Genomic DNA, 16,720 nt, shown 5'->3' on the forward strand with positions numbered 1-16,720 from the left:
CTGCCCGCGGCACCGGTTCCTGTGTCTGCCCGGACGGAGACGGCCTCGAGGGGGCTCAAGGGCGGCGCTCAGGGGCCAGAGTCCTTGCCGGCGCCGGTGGTCCCATGGCGCGACTTGAGGCGGTGAAGGGCCAGGGCAACGATGAGCAGCACTCCGAAGGCGGCGGCCACCGCCGGAACGCCGATACGGTCCAGGTTGTCCGCGATCCAACGCTGGGCCGTGCCCGCTGTGTCGATCACGGGATCGCTGGCATTCCCGCCGCGCAGGATCCGGATCTCGTACCAGCCGTAGTACGCCACGTAGGCGCCGACCAGGAGCAGCAGGCCGCCGCCGAGGCGTGAGGCGACCGAGCCGAGGCGGCGGAGCCGGCCCACGCGGGCGGTGCGGGTCAGTGCCACCGAGAGTGCGGCGGCGCCGACGATCACGCCCATGCCGGCGGCGTAGGCCGCGAACAGCACGACACCCTCGAATGCCGATCCGCTGCGGAAGGCGGAGACGACGATGGCCAGGAACGGGGCGATGGTGCAGCCAAGCGAAGCGATCGCATAGGCAGCGCCGAACAGAGCCATCGACGGCACGGACCGGGTCACGGTGGGCGCACGGCGGAGTTTGGGAAGCAGCGCGGGCAAGTCGCGGCCGGCCAGCAGCCAGCCGCCGACGAGGACCAGCAGCAGGCCGAAGACGATCGTGAACCAGGGCAGATGCTGCTGCACCTGCCCAGCTACTGGAGCGACGGCGAGCCCGAACAGAGCGAAGACGCCGGCGAACCCGGCGGTCATGGCAGCCGTCGCGGCCAGCGCGCGGCCTACCGCCGCCATTCGGGTGGGCGAGTCGTCGCCCAGCACGAGCAGCGAAAGGTAGGCGGGCAGCAGGGCGAACCCGCACGGGTTCACCGCAGCGAGCATGCCCGCCGTCAGGGCGAGGGCGAGAGGAAGGTCAGACATAGCAGTCAGCCGACAAGCTTGCCGACCTTGTCGGCCAGCCCTTCACCCCTGGGCAGGACACCGGTGAAGACGCTCTTGCCGTCCTTGTCGAGCACGACGTACGTGCTCTGCTCGGTGATCTTGAACTTCTTCCAGATGTCTCCGGCCTCGTCCGACAGGTTTGGGAAGGTGCCGACCTTCGCTGAGGCGACGAAGTCCTTCATGGCGGCCTGCTTGTCCAGCCCGGCCACCCCGACAACGCTGGCCTTCCCCTCGAATTCCGCGGCGACCTTCGCCGTCTCCGGCCCCTGGGCCTTGCACTTAGGGCACCACGGGGCCCAGAACCACAGCACGACGGGCTTACCGGCCAGCGTCGCGCCGTCGAACGGCTTCCCATCGATGGTTGTCCCGGTGAAGCGCAGCGACTCGGGCACCGTCGGCGAAGCGGTGGACCCGCTGTCCGTCGAGGCGGGCGCGGTGCTTGTGGTGGAGCCGTCCGTGCCCGCGTCAGCGGTGGAGGTGGCGCCGGAGCCACACCCCACGGTGAGCAGGGCAGCAGCCATGACGACCGGGAGGAACGAGCGGGCGCGCATGTCAGCTCCGTAAGGTTCGGGTATTGACTCTGAATGTAGATCGTCCGACCCGGCGGGTGTGACCGCCGGATGCTTACGGTTCGGTGACATCAGCCCGCACCGGCTACCTCAAAGACCTCGCGGTGGGACCAGAGGGACCTCAACACGGTCACCGAAACCGCCGGGACCGGCAGCATCACCAACATCCTCAACGGACGGCCAGGACCGCTTGTGAGGTGGCCGACGGACAGTCCACTCGGTCGTGGTAGGCGCGGGCCGCTGCCGTGTCGCGGTATGGCTCAAGGCGGCGTTCGAAATCCCGGACGTACTCCACCGCCCGCACTGACCGCATCTCTATCGCCAGCTGCGCGGCCTCCGCCCCAGGGCACACGCCTGATCCAGTTCTCCCAGGCCGCGGCGGGCAGAGGCGAGCACGATCCGGCAGATAAGGCGGCCGCGGGCGTAACTGGGTGCCCGCAGATGCAGGGAGCGTTGCGCGTGCTGGGCGCAGGCGCGGTACTGGTGGAGATCCCGGTGGCAGTGCGCGAATTCGCCGGCGAGCTGGCCTTCGTCGCGAAGCGTGCCCAGTGCGGTACGTCGTTCCCTGGTCGGGCCGCGCTCAGCGCGCGCTCTGCCCGTACGAACGACGCCGTGCAGGCCCGGGCCTCGCCGAGCGCCGCGTGCCCGCGGGCTTCGGCGGAATGCGGCATGGCCTGAACAGCGGGCGGCCTGCCGGAGCCGACGCCCTGCTGGGCGACCCGGGCGCGCTGTACCGCCTCGCGGCCGTGGCCGAGGTAGACGGCCTGGCGGCTCATGGTGACCAGCACGTAGGCGCCGTAAGCCCGGTCGCCTGCGCGAGGCGCAGCGCCTGGACGAAGTACCGCTGGGCGAGCCCGTGGGCGGCGATATCGTACGCGGTCCAGCCCGCCAGGCGGGTCAGATCGGCCGCGGCGGCGAACAGCCGTCGTCCTGGCGCCTCGCCGTAGGTGCCGCGCAGCATCGGCTCGGCCTCGTGGACCAGATAGCTCACCAACGCCTGCCGTGCGTGCCCGCCCCCATAGGCGTGGTCGAGGGTGCGGAAGAGCTCGCCGACCGAGCGCAGAGCCGCGATGTCCGCGGTGGTGACCCGTCGGCCGAGTCCCCGGTCGATCTGCCGCTGCATGGGGACGGCGGACTTCCCTCGCGCGGGGTAACGGAGTCCTGCGGGCGTGGCCGGATCTCCGCGGCTCACGCGCTCGTCGGCCAGGCCGATCAACCAGTCCCGGCTGGGCACCACAAGCCCGGCAGGGATGAAGGCGATCTTCCCCACCGCGGCGTTGCTGTCCGAGTCCTTGCGCCACAAACCGCTCGCAATCTCGACGGCCTGCTCCGGAGTCGCCGCGAACTCCAGACCCGAATACACGGGGGCACACGCGTCGAAGCCCAGAGCCTGGGCCGACAGGCGCCGACCCAGGCGCCTGGTGAACACCTCAACAATCAGGGCGGAGGTGGCCCCGCGTGGCTGTTGTCCACGCAGCCACCGGGTGACTGAGGTCTTGTCGTACCGCAGATCCAGACCGTGCTCGCGGCGGCGACCGCCACGACCGACAGAGGGTAGGGCGTTGGGTACGAGAGATGTGAATAAGAGACGGGTGCTGGAGGGCGGCGAAGTCGGCGTGCGCCGTCTCGACGGCCTCCGAGTACGCCTTGATCCGCGCCCCCTTGGGACAGGTCAGACACAGCCGCTACCGGCGAGAATGATCAAGTCTCCGAGCTGGGCCGCGCTCAGTCCTCTTCGCCCGCCAGGACACGGTCGGCCGCGTAGTGGGGGCAGGACAACAGATGCCACGTCACCGTGAGGTGATCCCCGGCCGCGGCGATGGTCCGGGCTTGGCCCCCGCCCGGTCCCGCCGTGCAGTGCCGGCACACCAGAGTCCGTACATCGGGCACCACGACGTCACCCGCGCCCCGTGATGTCCCGTCCTTACCTGGGGCTGTGGTGGAGGTTGGCTTTGTCGGCGAGTTACGGGCTCAGGCACAAATTCCGTGAGGACGATCAACGGGTTTGGTCTCGGTGACGTAGCGTCATCTGGGACCGTGGTGCGGTGTGATGACCTCGTCGGTGACCTGTTTCCGCACCTCAGCGCGTTACTCGTGGAGCGTGTGCTCTTCGAGTGCGGGATGATTCGCCTGGTCGCGAGAACCCGGGAGATCGGGGTGGCCTGCCCCGGTTGCGCGGCAGTGTCCAGTCGAGTCCACAGCACGTACGGAAGACGCCTTGCCGGCACACCGGTCGGCGATCGGCCAGTGCGGATCGAGCTGACCGTGCGACGCCTGTACTGCGAGAACTTCCATTGCTCACGGCGTACGTTCGCCGAGCAGGTCAAGGAACTGACCGTGCGCTACGGCCGCCGAACACCAGCTGCCCGGCGGGTCCTGGAGGCCGTCGGCATCGCACTGGCCGGCCGGGCCGGAAGCCGTCTCGGCGCCGTCCTGCACGCAGGGGTGAGCCGGACGACGCTCCTACGGGCGGTCATGGCCCTGCCCGACCCCGTCTGGACCGTCCCTAAGGTGCTAGGAGTCGACGACTTCGCCACCCGTCGTGGACAGCACTACGGCACCGTCCTGATCGACTGCGAGACCGGACAGCCTCTCGACCTGCTGCCCGGCCGCGACGCCGCGACCCTCGCCGGCTGGCTGCGTGAGCATCCTGGCTCCGAGATCATCTGCCGCGACCGGGCCGGGTCCTACGCCGACGGCGCCCGGACCGGTGCTCCGAATGCGGTCCAGGTGGCCGACCGGTTCCACCTCTGGCAGAACCTCGGCACCGCCGTCGAAGCCAGCGTGCGCCTCCACAGCACCTGCCTCAAGACGGCTGTCATCAGCCCTGACGGCCAAACGAAGGGTGCCGACGTCGACAGCGTGGACACCACGAAGGCGATGTCGCCAGTCGAAGCCCGAATCTGCGAACGTCACGCGACCGTCCACGCTCTGCTGGCTCAAGGGCATGGCATTCGCGAGATTGCCAGAGAACTGCACATGGGCGGCAACACCGTCCGTCGCAATGCCCGCGCAACGGTCCCCGAACAGTTGTTGAGCGGACGGCGCCAGCCCCGTCCCAGCCAGCTCGACCCCTACAAGCCTCACCTCGACAAACTCTGGGCCGAAAGACACACCAACGCCATCCAGCTGCATGCCGAGCTCCAAGAACTCGGCTACCGCGGGAGCTATCAGATCATCAGCGACTACTTGCGACCGAGGCGGCGCCGCCGCATCCGGGTTGTCCCACCCGCTCCACCTGGAATCCGCCGGGTCACCGGCTGGATGATGCGGCGCCCCGAGCACCTGCGCGACGAGGAGCGCGACCAGTTCACCGCCGTCCTTGCCCACTGCCCTGAACTGACCGGGCCTTGACCCAAGGCCGGGTAGTTAACGTTTTCGCAGGTCACGCAAGGCGGGTTGGGGACCATGGTGTTGCGGCATAGAGGCCGGGGCCGAGCTTGTGGATGAGGCCGCTGGCGGCCCACCGGTTCAGTTGTCTGTACATGGTCTCCAGGGTGATGTCGCCGAAGTGTGCGGTGATTTCACGGGGCTGCCACAGGCGCGTGGGGTCTTCTTGGAGCAGGGCGAGGATGCGGTGTCGGCGTCGCGCGGCGGGGGCGGCGTGTCGGTCGTCCCGGGAGGCTGTGGGCGGCGCGGGTGGCTGATCGACGGGTTCGAGGACGGTGATGTCGAGGCGGGTGACGGTGCGGCTGGTGTCGGGCCGGCCGTCGGCGTGGCGCTCGCTGTAGCGGGACATCGGTGATTTGACCTTGCGGGTGCTGACCCGTTGCCGCCGGGCAGGGAGCAAGCCGGTCAGGATCCGGCGGCCGATCGCCCCAAGAAGAGTGTCCCGATCGGCGTCCGCGGTGACGATCCCGGCGGCCTGGATGACCTGGTCGCGGGCGGTGTGGAGCGCGATGCTGAAACAGCAGCGGTCCGGGTCGGTGCCGGGGAGGGACTCGGCGGCATCGACCATCACGGTGCGTAGGGCCTGGTAGAGGGTGAGCAGGGACCACATCTCCTGCTCGATGCCTGCCGGGTCACCCGAGCGCAGGTTGCGCCCGTTCATGATCGTGTGGCGGAGCGCGTAGTACGCCGATTCGTGTTCCCACCGCTGGTGATAGAGAACCACCAGCGCGGTGGCGGGGTAAAGGTGGGCGTCGGTCAGGGTCGTGACCAGTCGGTAGGACCCGGTGAAGGACGTGCCATCCGCGCAGGTCACGGCGATCTGTGCGTCGATGATCCGTACTTTCACGGTGCCGATCACCGACAGGTAGGAGCCATCGGTGAGGCGAGTGAGCACGGGGGTGCGCCGGTTGCTGCGGAGCCGGCCCAGGGCCTGGGCGCCGGTTGCGGTCACCTTCGCGAGGAAGGCGTTGCTGTCGAATCCCTTGTCCCAGAGCACCAGCATGTCCGGCCGCAGCAGGTGCAGCAGCCGAGCGGCGTAGCTTGTCTCGCCCTCAGCGGTGGGGCCGAACACCGCGCCGACCACGGCCCGGGTGCCGGTCTCGATCAGCGTCATCAACTCCAGCGTCGGATAGCCGTGATGGGAAGTCCTGCCCAGCCAGGCCCGGTTCCGCTCGGAATCGGGAACCCTCAGCGAACTGCAGCCGTCGAACGACACCGTCCGGTACGGACCGAAACGCACCCCTGGGGTCGTCGGCCGGGCCAGCAGCCCGGCCAGCACCTCGAACAAGGCCCGCACCGGCGCGCCGCCGATCCGCCGGCGTAGGTCACGCAACGCCTTCGCCGACGGACAGACCACCGGCATCCCGGACAAACCCGCGGTCAGCTTGTCCCAGACGAGCCGGTAGCCGACCTCGGGGAACAGGCACATCGCGAGCAGGAAGTAGACCCCGACCCGCGACGGAAGATCACGCAGCCGCCGCTGCACCGTCCGCGTCTCCGCAAGGACCGCGTCCACGAGCTCGAACGGCACGACGGCGGTCAGCTCCCCCAGATGTCCGGGAGCGAACCGGCCCGCGGCCACGGTGACCGTTCAGGTGATGGCCGTCAGTGCAGACGGCAGGACACAATGGCGGGGCAACGGAGCTCCTTCGGGACAAGCTGTCTTGGTCGACTGCCTGTACCAACGAGCTCCGTTGTTCTGCGTCAAAAGTCCTTCAACTCACTTGCGTGACCTGCGAAAACGTTAACTACCCGGCCTTGGGTCAAGGCCCCACCTGCGGTCCCCCGCTGAAAGCAACCGTCCAGGCAACGGTCCAGCCCCTTCCCGGTGCAACCCCGGGTCCCGTACTCGGGCCCTCTGCGCGCGCTTCAGCGCGCCGCATGCCAGCCCTACGCCGTAAAGCGCCAGGATGGGGCCCCGTGGGTCCGGAGCCTTCGGGTGACGGGAGCAGCACCTTGATCAACGTGGACGTACAGCACTGCCGCAGTTCGCTTCTGATCAGCGCCACTGGGGAGCTCGACGAGGGTGCGGGAGCAGTACTCCGGCGCGCGCTGGACTACGTGACCATGGACGAGCACGATCTCCTGGTGGACCTGCACGCCGTCGCGGCCATGGACGTCGACGGCCTGCTCCACCTCCTGGACCTGCACCGGCGCGCGGAGCGCATGCGGCTACGGGTCCTGGTCACCGGCTGGCAGCCCCAGCCCCAGCAGTGCATGGCCACCGTGGCCGGCATCCCCGGGCCCCGAGCGGGCACCGGGGAGCGTTACGCCCTGGCAGGCTTCCGCCGGCTCCTCGCGGAGAAGGCGCAGCGCGCACGGGAGCGCTCCGACTTCGCCGATGGCTGGCTGCCCCACATCTAGTGCTGTGGCCGGGAAGGTTTGCCGGGTCGCGGTGTCCGGTGCGGTGCCTCGCAAGGCGGAGGGCCGCCGCTTGTACTGGACGTACTTCGGTGGTCCGACAACGCGGCGAGGTGCCGTGCCGGGCGCCGCGACCCGGTGAACCTTTCCGGTCACAGCACTAGCCGCGTCCCGGCGTGGCTGCGGGTCGGCATGGAGCGAGTACCACGAGCTCTTCCCATTTTCTGCGCTTCGGCCGCCAGGCCCTGCCGCTCCAGCCACGTCCGCCGCGAGCGCAATCCGGGCCCACGGAACGAGGTGTTCGCCCTGTCACCTGCGTGACAAGCCCAGCCTGCGAGGCCGCGCCATCGTAGCTACCGGTCTGCAGATCTCTCGGGCATTTCCTGGGGGCAGACCTCGGCCAAGAGCTCCAGCAGATGGGCAGTCACCAGCCCGGGCTCGCCCCGCCGCACCCAGGTGTAGACGGCAACCCGGGCCGAGGCGTCGGCACGCCGCAGAACGTAACCGTCCACCAGCTCATGCGAACGGGACTCCCGTACCTGGATCTGGCGAGGCTTTCCGTCCCCCTCGACCAGGACCTCGACGACCTGACGCTCCGGGCCATCCCGAAACTGATACACCCAGCACGTCCGCATGCGGACCGTTGTTTCCAGCCCTCCTGGCCGCGGGACGCCAGACACCCACGACCCTCGCCGGATCACCGCCTTGGGCTTCGCTCTAGGGCCTGTGTGATGTCGTGATCAGCTCCTGGCTTCTGCTCTCTTCTCGGGGCGGAACCCGGTAGAACTGTGGTCGTGACACGCAGGCAACTCACCAATGCCCAGTGGAAGTTCATCGAGCCGTACCTGCCGATCGGTAGGTACGGCCCGTACCCGGAGCGGTTGCGGGAGCAGTTCGAGGGTGTGATCTGGCGGTTCCGTTCCAGCGGACAGTGGCGGGAGATGCCTGCCGAGTTCGGCCCCTGGGCCACCGTCTACGGACGCTTCCGCGTCTGGCGGGACGCCGGTGTCTTCACCGCCCTGCTGGAAGGCCTGATCGCCGAGGCGGCCCGGGAGGGCAAAACAGACTTGTCGCTGGTCAGCGTGGACTCCACAACGGTCCGCGCCCACCACGACGCCGCAGGGATGCGCGTCAGCAAGCACCTCATGGACGCCCTGGAAGAAGCCGCGCAGGAGCAGGAAGCGGCGCGGCAAAAAGGGGCGGACCGGAGGAACAGAACGGACAGGCCGAGCGTCGGCGCATCCGACGCAGACGCAAGCTCCGCCTGAAGGAAGCCCTGCTCGGCAGGTCCCGGGGCGGCCTGACCAGCAAGATTCATCTCGCCGCGGACCGCAGATGCCGTCCGCTCGCGTTGGTCCTGACCGCCGGGCAGGCCGGGGACAGCCCGCAGTTCATCCCCGTACTCGCGAGGGTAAGAGTCCGTCTGCCTGCCGGCCGTCCCCGCACGACGCCCGGCGCGGTCGCCGCGGATAAGGCCTACTCGTCCCGCGGCAACCGCTCCTACCTGCGCAGACGCGGCATCAAGGCAGTCATCCCGGAAAAACGGGACCAGGCCGCCAACCGCAAGAAGAAGGGCGCACGAGGCGACCGACCCTTCAGCCACGACGCCGACCTCTACAAGGAACGGAACACGGTCGAGCGCCTGATCAACAAGCTGAAAGCCTGGCGAGGCATCGCCACCCGATACGACAAGACACCCGCGAGCTACCTCGCCGGCCTCCACCTCCGCGCCGCAATGATCTGGATCGACGACCTCCTGAAAACCGCCGAATGATCACGACATCACACAGGCCCTAGGCCGCCCGATTCACATGCGCCGACGTCCGCCGAAATCCCACCCGGACAGACGGCCTGACTTCGGCACGTCACCCCAGCCGCCCGCCACCCCGGCCGGGGTGGCGGGCGGCGTTCACACGGCGCGGTCGCGGTCGTGTAGGGCCCGGTTATCAGGGAGCTCCGGGCATGGAGCGCCGCGGGGCGGGGTCGCGCCGGTCGGTGTCGTGGCGGCGGGTGTCGTGGTCGCGGGCGCCCGAGGCGGCAGCGAGGGCGAGCAGGGTGGCGATGGCGCCGGTGATCAGGTTGCTGGTGATCGAGCGGGTGTGGGCGACGTCGCCGGCGACGACCCAGGGCGCGATGCAGGTCCAGATGCCGATGGCTACCGCGGCCCAGGCCATGGAGTGGGTGCGCTCGTAGGAGTTGCCGAGACCGCCGAGGAACAGTGTGTAGGCGATGCCTGCGATGAGGTTGGTGACGGCCAGCGTGGTCAAGCCGCTGAAGCCGACGATCCACGGGGACGCGGCAAGGAAGATGCCGGTGAGCAGCGCCAGGGCCTCGACCATCTGGGCGCGGGGTGTGGCGGCCGCGCGGTCGTGCCGGGCGCGCAGTTCCATCAGGTCGGGGTGCTCTTCGATGGGTGCGCGGTGGGTTGACGCCATGATGACCTCCAGAGAAGGAGCCGTTAACCCGCCTATACCCGCATAAAGCGCATATAACTGGACCGTCGTGTTGTCGGGCGTCTGGCACCCCGTTCGGCAGCCGTGAATCCGGGGCACGGTGGCCCCGAATACGGCAGGGGGCAGAGAGCGAGCTCTCTGGCGCATGTCGGCCGAAAGGGCCGGACGGGAGGGGACGACGACCCCCGCCTCGCCCCTTCCCGTGTCACGCAGGTTGGGCCGGTCAGGTGTGCAGGCGGCTGTTGGGGCCGTCGTGGTCTCCGGCGCCCTCGTCGTTGAACCAGTAGTCACCGGCGGCCAGGTACCGGAAGGAGTGCGTGTTCATCGCCGGCAGCTCGACCGTGACGGCCCGCTTGCCGTCCTTGCGCGGGCGCAGGGTGTGGACGCCGGGCTGCCAGTCGTTGAAGTCGCCGACCACGCTGACCGGACCGGGCGGGGTGTCGGCGGGAAGGATGAAGGTGACCTCGGTGCGGTCCTTGCGCAGTGTGCGCTCCAGCATGGGAATCGGCTCCTGACGGTGGCGGGTGGGATCGCGCCCATCCTCGGCACTGTGACCCCGCCCCGCATTTCGACGCATCCACGCCCGGCCACAGACCACCGCCCACTCACGGTAATCGAAATAGTGCGCTTTGTGACACTCTGTGTCAGCGTGGGACGGGAGGAACCCCCACCCCACGCATCAAGGAGTCACCGTCATGGGCGGCATGAAGGACAAGCGCCAGGAGCCGGGCAAGGGCCGCGAAGAGCAGGAGCGCATGCGGCGCCCCGGCCAGGACCCGGTCCACCCCGAGACCGCCCCGCCCTCCCGCGGGAAGAACCCCCAAGAGACCGAACGCCGCCGCGAGGACGCCCTGCTCACGCCTCGGGCCCGGCCGCGCGCGGAGCAACGCCGGGCCCGCCGACCCCGGCACGTCACGTCGGCTCACCGGGGATCACGCGCAGCCTGGCCCGCGGGCGCCGAGGGCCCCCTCCCCCGGAGCCGGGGCGACGGCCGACGCCCGGGGGGCGGGGTCCGGGGCGGAGCCCGCACACGGCACGGCCGCCTGTTCGGCGTCCGGGGAGGGGGCCGGGTGCGGCACGGCGGGCACCGGCCCGGCGCCGGCCGGAGCCCCGCCCTGTCCGGGCACGGCGGCGCCGCCCACCGGAGGGGTGATCAGGAACGTGGCCCGCCCCGCGTCTTCGGAGCGCAGGTGGCGGATGGCGCGCGCCGCCGCCGAGGCCGATGCGACGGCCACCGCGTCCGCCGCCGCGCCGAGCGCCGCCGCGACCGCCGCCTCGTACCCCGGGGCCACCGACAGCCGCTGCGCGGCGGGGCCCAACAGCCCTTCCAGCCGCGCCGCGAGCAGGGCGGCCGTGCCGTCCTTGCGGCGCAGCCCCATCGCCAGGGCGTCCCGGCGCGCCGACACCGCCGCACGTGAGCGTTCCGCCGCCGCCAGCGCGTCCCGGGCCGCGCCCAGTGCGGCCTCCGCCCCGGCCAGGGCCGCCCGCGCGGCCTCGTACTCGTCTTCCACGGACACGGACACGGACGCGGGCCCGGACGCCGGCACCGGTTCCGAGCCGGGGTCCGCGGCCGAAGACCCCGGCTCCCCCACCTCCCGCGCCAACGCCTCGTACTCCTCCCGCGCCAGCGCCGCCCGGGACTCCGCCCCGTCCCGCGCCGCCACCAGCCGGTCGATCTCCGCCTGCGCCGCGCCCGCCCGGGAGCGGGCCGCGCCCAGCCGCCCCGTCAGCCGCGCCAGGCCCTCGCGCCGGTCGGCGATGGCCCGGGCCGCGTCCCGCAGCCGCCGTTCCTCGTCCGCCAGCGACTTCTCCAGCTCGGCCCGGTGCTCGACGGTGTCCTCCAGCGCCCGCGAGGAGGCCTCCAGCGCGGCCGTCAGTTCCGCTTCCTGCTCGCGGATCCGCGCGGCCTCCTTCTCCATGTCCTCCGGGTCGCGGCCGCGCCGCTCCTCCTCGGGCGCCGCCGAGGCCGACGTGACCCGTGCGTCCGCCAGGGAAGCGGTCCCCCGCACCCGCTCGGCCAGCTGCGAGAGCTCGTACCAGGTCTGCTGAGCGCGCTGGAGCCGCGGCGCGAGTTCCCGTACGGCTTCCTCCAGTTCCGCTTCCCGCCCCGCCGCCGCCGCGAGCTGCGCCTCGGCCGCCTCCTTGCGCTCCTTCAGGGCCGCCTCGTCCGCGACCTCCGCGTCGAGCGCGCCCTTGAGCGCCACGAGGTCGTCGGCCAGCAGCCGCAGCCGCGCGTCGCGCAGATCGGCCTGGATCACGGCCGCCCGGCGGGCCACCGCCGCCTGCCGCCCGAGCGGCTTGAGCTGACGGCGCAGCTCGTCGCCCAGGTCCTGCACGCGGGCGAGATTGGCCTGCATCGCGTCGAGTTTGCGCAGCGCCTTCTCTTTGCGTTTGCGGTGCTTGAGCACTCCGGCCGCTTCCTCGATGAAGGCGCGGCGGCCCATCGGATCGGCGTGCAGTACGGAATCCAGCTGGCCCTGGCCGACGATGACGTGCATCTCGCGGCCGATGCCCGAGTCGGAGAGCAGCTCCTGGATGTCGAGGAGCCGGCAGGTGTCCCCGTTGATCTGGTACTCGCTGCTGCCGCCGCGGAACATGATCCGCGTGATGGTGACTTCGGCGTAGTCGATGGGCAGCGCGCCATCGGAGTTGTCGATGGTCAGCGAGACCTCGGCGCGCCCGAGCGGCGGGCGGCCGGTGGTGCCGGCGAAGATGACGTCTTCCATCTTCCCGCCGCGCAGGGACTTGGCCCCTTGTTCGCCCATGACCCAGGAGAGCGCGTCCACCACATTGGACTTGCCGGAGCCGTTGGGGCCCACGACACAGGTGATGCCCGGCTCGAAACGCAGGGTGGTGGCGGAGGCGAAGGATTTGAAGCCACGCAGGGTCAGGGACTTGAGATGCACGCCGCCGGACTCTACCTTTCACGTTCGGTTTCGCCCATGAAGGTGCAGGGCACATCAGACGTTAAAGGAATCGGCCCCCCACCTGGCGCAACGCCGCCGCGCGGCCGCCCGCGGGCGCGCGGGGACGAAGAGGGAAGGGCCCCCGGGCGCCACGAGCGCGCACCGGGAGGAGAGACCCGACCGAAGAGAGATCCGGAAAGAAAGAAGGGACGCCGAAGCGTCCCTTGCAGATCATTCTGGGTTGTCGAGCGACTAGGGAGCGCGGATCAGGTGAGCGCAGGCTCCGCCTGGGGTACGTCGAGGTCGATGCTGTCAAGCAGCGAGTCTCCGTGCTGTGCGGCGGCCGCGTTCAGTGCGTCGTTCTCGGACTGAATTCGTCCGAGCTCGGACTCGAGGTCCTGGACGCGCTGCTGAAGCCGTCGCATCTCGGCGAGGAGTCGCGGGTCGGAACCGCCGACGTAACCGAGAAGCGCCTTTGCCATGATGGATGGTCCTCCACACTGAGTGACCGACCGAAAGCGGTGTGGGTCGTGAGGGAATCGCACCCGCGGATGTCCGGCAGCGACTGTCAGTCACTGCGCGCGTTCTATGGCTACTGCCACCACTGCCAAACAGCTCAGGTGCGCGGGGCTTCCAGCGTCTCACCAAAAAGTTTGACGGTCAACACGATCACACCCCGTATCGGCGGGCATCCCGGCCCTCGCAAGGGGCGTGGAGATCATCCTCGCTCCCGAGCCTTCCACGGATCCTCCGGGTCGGCAACGTCTCGGCGATGAATGCGCAGATCCGACCGCGTGCGGACCATCCGGCGATCTGTTCAGTACATGATCAGTCGATCGGTCACCGGATCGCGAACCCGTCGTAGCCACCGCGCGGTGTGCCCCAGATCTCTGTCACCCCGTCCACCCGCCCGGGCGTGTCGGTTCCGTGCAGCCACTGCAGGAGCCGGTGGCAATTCTCACGTTGACCTTCGGCCACCACCTGCACTCGGCCGTCGTCGAGGTTGAGGGCGAATCCCGCCAGTCCGCCGATCTCCAGAGCATTCGCCCTGGTGAACCAGCGGAAGCCCACTCCCTGTACACGACCGCGCACCCAGGCGGTCATCCGCACGTCTTCGTTCATGCCTGAACGCTAACTGGGCAAACGTTTTCGGCACACGCCGCCCCCTGGCGCCATGGCGTACAGTCGCGCACCAATGAGCTCACCCGTTCGGGTGAGTAGAGGTTGATCTTGAACTGCGAGGAAGGCAAGCCGAGATGGGACGCCACCGACTCCAAGCCGCCCCCCGCCCCGGCGCGAAGCGCCGCACCGCCGTGCGGGGCGGCCGCCCCCCGGTCCGGCGGCGGCGCCGCGCCCGACCCCTCCTCCCGCACGACGGACCCCTCGGAGACGATGGCCCTCAAGGTCCTGCCGTCGACGAAGTACCGTTCCAACGGATCGTCGTGACCGGCCCCTCGGCGGACGCCGGAACCGGCGTCCAGGCCCCGCCCGAGGCGCCGGCCCTGGGCCGCAAGGTCGGATCCGCCGCCCGGTGGGGCCTGGTCAACACCGTGGTCATGCGTCTCGGCAACTTCGTCACCGGCATCATCCTCGCGCGCTTCTTCCTCGGGCCCGAGGCCTGGGGCGTCTACGGGATCGCCCAGACGGTCCTGCTGGTCCTGCTCTCCGCGAACGAGCTCGGCGTCTCGCTGGCCATCGTGCGCTGGGAGGGCGACCCCCGCCGCTTCGCCCCGACCGTCCTCACCCTCAGCGCCGCCTCCAGCTGCCTGCTGTACGCCGTCCTGTTCGCCGCGGCCCCCGCGGTGGCCCGGGTGCTCGGCTCGCCCGAGGCGTCCGGCGTGCTGCGGGTGATGTGCGTGTGCGTGGTCCTGGACGGGCTCTCACAGGTGCCCGCGGGCTTCCTGACCCGGGAGTTCGCGCAGGGCCGGCGGATGGCCATCGACGCCCTCAACTTCGTCCTCAGCACCGCCGTGACCCTGCTGCTGGCCGTCCAGGGCTGGGGCGCGATGAGCTTCGCCTGGGGCTCGGTCGCCGGCAACGTGGCCGCCCTCGCCGGCTGCTGCCTCGCCGCGCCCGGCACCCTGAAGTTCGGGTGGGACCGGGAGCAGGCCCGGGCGCTGCTGCGCTTCGGACTCCCGCTGGCCGGGGCCAGCATGCTCGCCCTCGGCGTGGTCAACGTGGACACCATGGTGGTGGGCTCCGCACTCGACCAACTCGCCCTCGGCTTCTACGTGCTGGCCTTCAACATCTCCGGCTGGCCCGTACGGATCATCTCCGAGGCGGCCCGCCGCGTCTCCTTCGCCGGGTTCTCCCGGCTGGCGGACACGCCCGGAGCGCTGGCCGGCGGGTTCGGCCGCGCCCTGGGCGTGGTGATGACGGGCACCGTGCCGCTCTGCGTCCTGCTCGCCGCCCTCTCCGCGCCGATCGTCGGTCTGGTCTACGGCGAGCGGTGGCTGCCGGCCGCCGCGGCGCTGCCCTGGCTGATGGGGCTCGGCCTCGTCCGGATCGGCTGCGAACTGGCCTACGACTGCCTGGTGGCCATCGGCCGCCGCCGCTCCCTCATCGGGGTGCAGGGACTGTGGCTCGTGGTCCTGATCCCGACCCTGGTGATCGGCGCCGGGGCCGGGGGGATCGTGGGCGTGGCCCAGGGGCACGTCCTGGTCGCCGGCGTGGTCGTGGTGCCGGTGTTCCTCGTCGCGCTGCACCGGGGCGGCATCTCCCTGGGCACCGTCGCGCGGGCCTGCGCCTGGCCGTTCCTGGGCGGTGTCGTGATGACGGGTGTGGTCCTCCTGCTCGAGGAGCTGCTCGGCGACGGCGTCCTCGCACTGCTCGCCACCGGGGCGGCGGGCACGCTGTGCTACGCCCTGTGCGTCCTGCCCAGCCTCGGCTTCCTACGCGGTTCCCCACCGGCTGCCGCGCCCGCGACCGTAGGGGTATAGCTCCATGGCACGTCATATGGCACGTCATCGCAGACGCTTATGGGCCTGGCTGCTGGCCGGGGTCCTCCTGGTCACCGGGCTGGCCCTCTACCAGGCCGAGCGGACGGGGAACACCGAGTCCTCCGCCGCTTCGTGCCCGGACAGCGCCCTTCAGTGTCCCGGTGAGGACGGCGCCCTCGTCACCCCCGAGCCCTCCGCGGACCCCTCCGCTTCGGTCGGTCCGAGCCCCTCGGAGACCGCGCCGCCGTCCCCTTCCGCCACTCCCCCGCCGGCCGGCAGCGCGCCGCCGTCCCCGGCCGCGCCCGCCTGCACCTCGGCCTCGCCGGGCGCCTGCGGTTTCCCCGATGCGCGCACCACCGGTCCGCGGATCGGGCTGGAGCGGCACGACACGGGGAACATGTCCGTGAAGACGGACGGGATGGTCATCAAGGGCTGGGACATCAAGGGCTCCCTGGACGTCTACGCGAACGACGTCACCATCATCGACAGCAAGATCACCTCGGCCAACTGGTGGGGCGTGAACCTCCGTCCGGGCTTCAAGGGCCTGCGGGTCCTGCACACCACGATCACCGCGATCCCGGGCAAGGGCCCCGACAACGGGGGCGTCAACTACGCGGTCTCCAACATGGGCGAGAGCTCCATCGAGGTCGGCTGGTGCAACATCTCGGTGTTCGGCAACGCCCTGTCCATGGGCCAGGGCAACCTGCACGACAACTTCGTCCACGACATCGCGGCCTTCCGCAACCTGGGCGGCGAGTGGCAGCACACGGACGCCGTCATCAGCGGCGGCGGCAACAAGGGCCGGCTGACCATCCGCCACAACACCCTGCTCAACGCGGTCCCCGTGGACCGGGGCGCCAGCGCGGCCCTCGGGCTCTTCGCCGACACCGGCGTGGTCTCCAACGTCATCGTCGACCGCAACTGGCTGGCCGGCGGGGCGTACGCGCTCTACGGGGGCGGCCCGGGTGCGACGGGCATCCAGGTCACGGACAACGTGTTCTCCACCCAGTACCACCCCAACAGCGGAACCTACGGGGCCGTCGCCGCCTGGAACGCCGGCGGCGCGGGGAACGTCTGGAGCGGCAACCGCACGAGCGACGGCCGGCCCGTCGTCCCCGAACCGACTCCCTGAAGACC

14 protein-coding genes and 2 pseudogenes are annotated in these 16,720 nt (G+C 70.4%); 6 read left to right on the top strand and 10 right to left on the bottom strand.

Features of this window, described 5'->3' with window-relative positions:
* Positions 1-68: 68 nt before the first annotated feature.
* From DRB89_RS36100 to DRB89_RS45325, 3 genes and pseudogenes are all read right to left on the bottom strand, one after another.
* Positions 69-944, bottom strand: a complete 876-nt coding sequence (locus tag DRB89_RS36100; protein WP_112452268.1) for a cytochrome c biogenesis protein CcdA — start codon at positions 942-944, stop codon at positions 69-71.
* A 5-nt stretch (positions 945-949) separates the two neighbouring features.
* Entirely contained in the window at positions 950-1,516 is a 567-nt protein-coding gene (locus DRB89_RS36105) for a redoxin domain-containing protein (RefSeq protein ID WP_112452269.1), read from the bottom strand.
* A 187-nt stretch (positions 1,517-1,703) separates the two neighbouring features.
* Positions 1,704-3,059 (bottom strand): annotated as a pseudogene (locus DRB89_RS45325) (regulator); the annotation flags it as partial.
* Between the two features lie 596 nt (positions 3,060-3,655).
* Here DRB89_RS45325 and DRB89_RS36120 point away from each other — a divergent pair.
* A complete protein-coding gene (locus DRB89_RS36120; protein WP_239516912.1) occupies positions 3,656-4,888 on the top strand; it encodes an ISL3 family transposase in 1,233 nt (410 codons plus the stop codon).
* A 31-nt stretch (positions 4,889-4,919) separates the two neighbouring features.
* Here DRB89_RS36120 and DRB89_RS36125 read toward each other — a convergent pair whose 3' ends face one another.
* Positions 4,920-6,506, bottom strand: coding sequence for an IS4 family transposase (locus DRB89_RS36125; RefSeq protein WP_112463598.1), 1,587 nt, complete (start codon positions 6,504-6,506; stop codon positions 4,920-4,922).
* Between the two features lie 338 nt (positions 6,507-6,844).
* Here DRB89_RS36125 and DRB89_RS36130 point away from each other — a divergent pair, with 338 nt between their 5' ends.
* Positions 6,845-7,288, top strand: coding sequence for an STAS domain-containing protein (locus tag DRB89_RS36130; protein ID WP_239516519.1), 444 nt, complete (start codon positions 6,845-6,847; stop codon positions 7,286-7,288).
* A gap of 350 nt (positions 7,289-7,638) precedes the next feature.
* On the opposite strand, the gene DRB89_RS36135 is transcribed toward DRB89_RS36130, so the two are convergent.
* On the bottom strand, positions 7,639-7,905 hold the full coding sequence (locus tag DRB89_RS36135) for a hypothetical protein (RefSeq protein WP_162688867.1): 267 nt from the start codon (positions 7,903-7,905) through the stop codon (positions 7,639-7,641).
* 174 nt (positions 7,906-8,079) lie between these two features.
* Between DRB89_RS36135 and DRB89_RS36140 the strand changes: the two are divergent.
* Positions 8,080-9,059 (top strand): annotated as a pseudogene (locus DRB89_RS36140) (IS5 family transposase).
* 172 nt (positions 9,060-9,231) lie between these two features.
* Here the strand turns inward: DRB89_RS36140 and DRB89_RS36145 are convergent.
* The 5 genes from DRB89_RS36145 to DRB89_RS36170 all read right to left on the bottom strand — a co-directional run bounded on the left by DRB89_RS36145 (position 9,232) and on the right by DRB89_RS36170 (position 13,766).
* Entirely contained in the window at positions 9,232-9,720 is a 489-nt protein-coding gene (locus DRB89_RS36145; RefSeq protein ID WP_204357758.1) for an SPW repeat protein, read from the bottom strand.
* Between the two features lie 241 nt (positions 9,721-9,961).
* Positions 9,962-10,237 carry an isoamylase early set domain-containing protein gene (locus DRB89_RS36150; protein WP_112449379.1) on the bottom strand — a complete coding sequence of 92 codons (276 nt, stop codon included), beginning with the start codon at positions 10,235-10,237 and terminating at the stop codon, positions 9,962-9,964.
* 433 nt (positions 10,238-10,670) lie between these two features.
* The gene (locus DRB89_RS36160; RefSeq protein WP_239516521.1) at positions 10,671-12,644 is read right to left on the bottom strand and encodes an AAA family ATPase; all 1,974 of its coding nucleotides are present in this window, start codon (positions 12,642-12,644) and stop codon (positions 10,671-10,673) included.
* 266 nt (positions 12,645-12,910) lie between these two features.
* Entirely contained in the window at positions 12,911-13,126 is a 216-nt protein-coding gene (locus tag DRB89_RS36165) for a hypothetical protein (RefSeq protein ID WP_030227372.1), read from the bottom strand.
* A 358-nt stretch (positions 13,127-13,484) separates the two neighbouring features.
* Positions 13,485-13,766 carry an acylphosphatase gene (locus tag DRB89_RS36170; protein ID WP_112452854.1) on the bottom strand — a complete coding sequence of 94 codons (282 nt, stop codon included), beginning with the start codon at positions 13,764-13,766 and terminating at the stop codon, positions 13,485-13,487.
* Between the two features lie 108 nt (positions 13,767-13,874).
* On the opposite strand from DRB89_RS36170, the gene DRB89_RS36175 reads away from it, so the two are divergent.
* The 3 genes from DRB89_RS36175 to DRB89_RS36185 are packed head-to-tail and all read left to right on the top strand — an operon-like array spanning position 13,875 to position 16,715.
* Positions 13,875-14,090: a hypothetical protein gene (locus DRB89_RS36175; protein WP_112463600.1), complete on the top strand. Its 216-nt coding sequence runs from the start codon at positions 13,875-13,877 to the stop codon at positions 14,088-14,090.
* Entirely contained in the window at positions 14,087-15,583 is a 1,497-nt protein-coding gene (locus DRB89_RS36180; protein ID WP_239516522.1) for an oligosaccharide flippase family protein, read from the top strand. The genes DRB89_RS36175 and DRB89_RS36180 overlap by 4 nt, the downstream gene beginning before the upstream one ends.
* 16 nt (positions 15,584-15,599) lie before the next feature.
* Positions 15,600-16,715 (top strand): hypothetical protein, encoded by a 1,116-nt coding sequence (locus DRB89_RS36185; RefSeq protein WP_112452752.1) that lies wholly within the window; start codon positions 15,600-15,602, stop codon positions 16,713-16,715.
* Positions 16,716-16,720 lie beyond the last annotated feature (5 nt).

Origin of the sequence: Streptomyces sp. ICC4 (assembly GCF_003287915.1) — a bacterium.
In the GTDB taxonomy this organism is placed as follows: Bacteria; Actinomycetota; Actinomycetes; order Streptomycetales; family Streptomycetaceae; genus Streptomyces; species Streptomyces tritrimontium.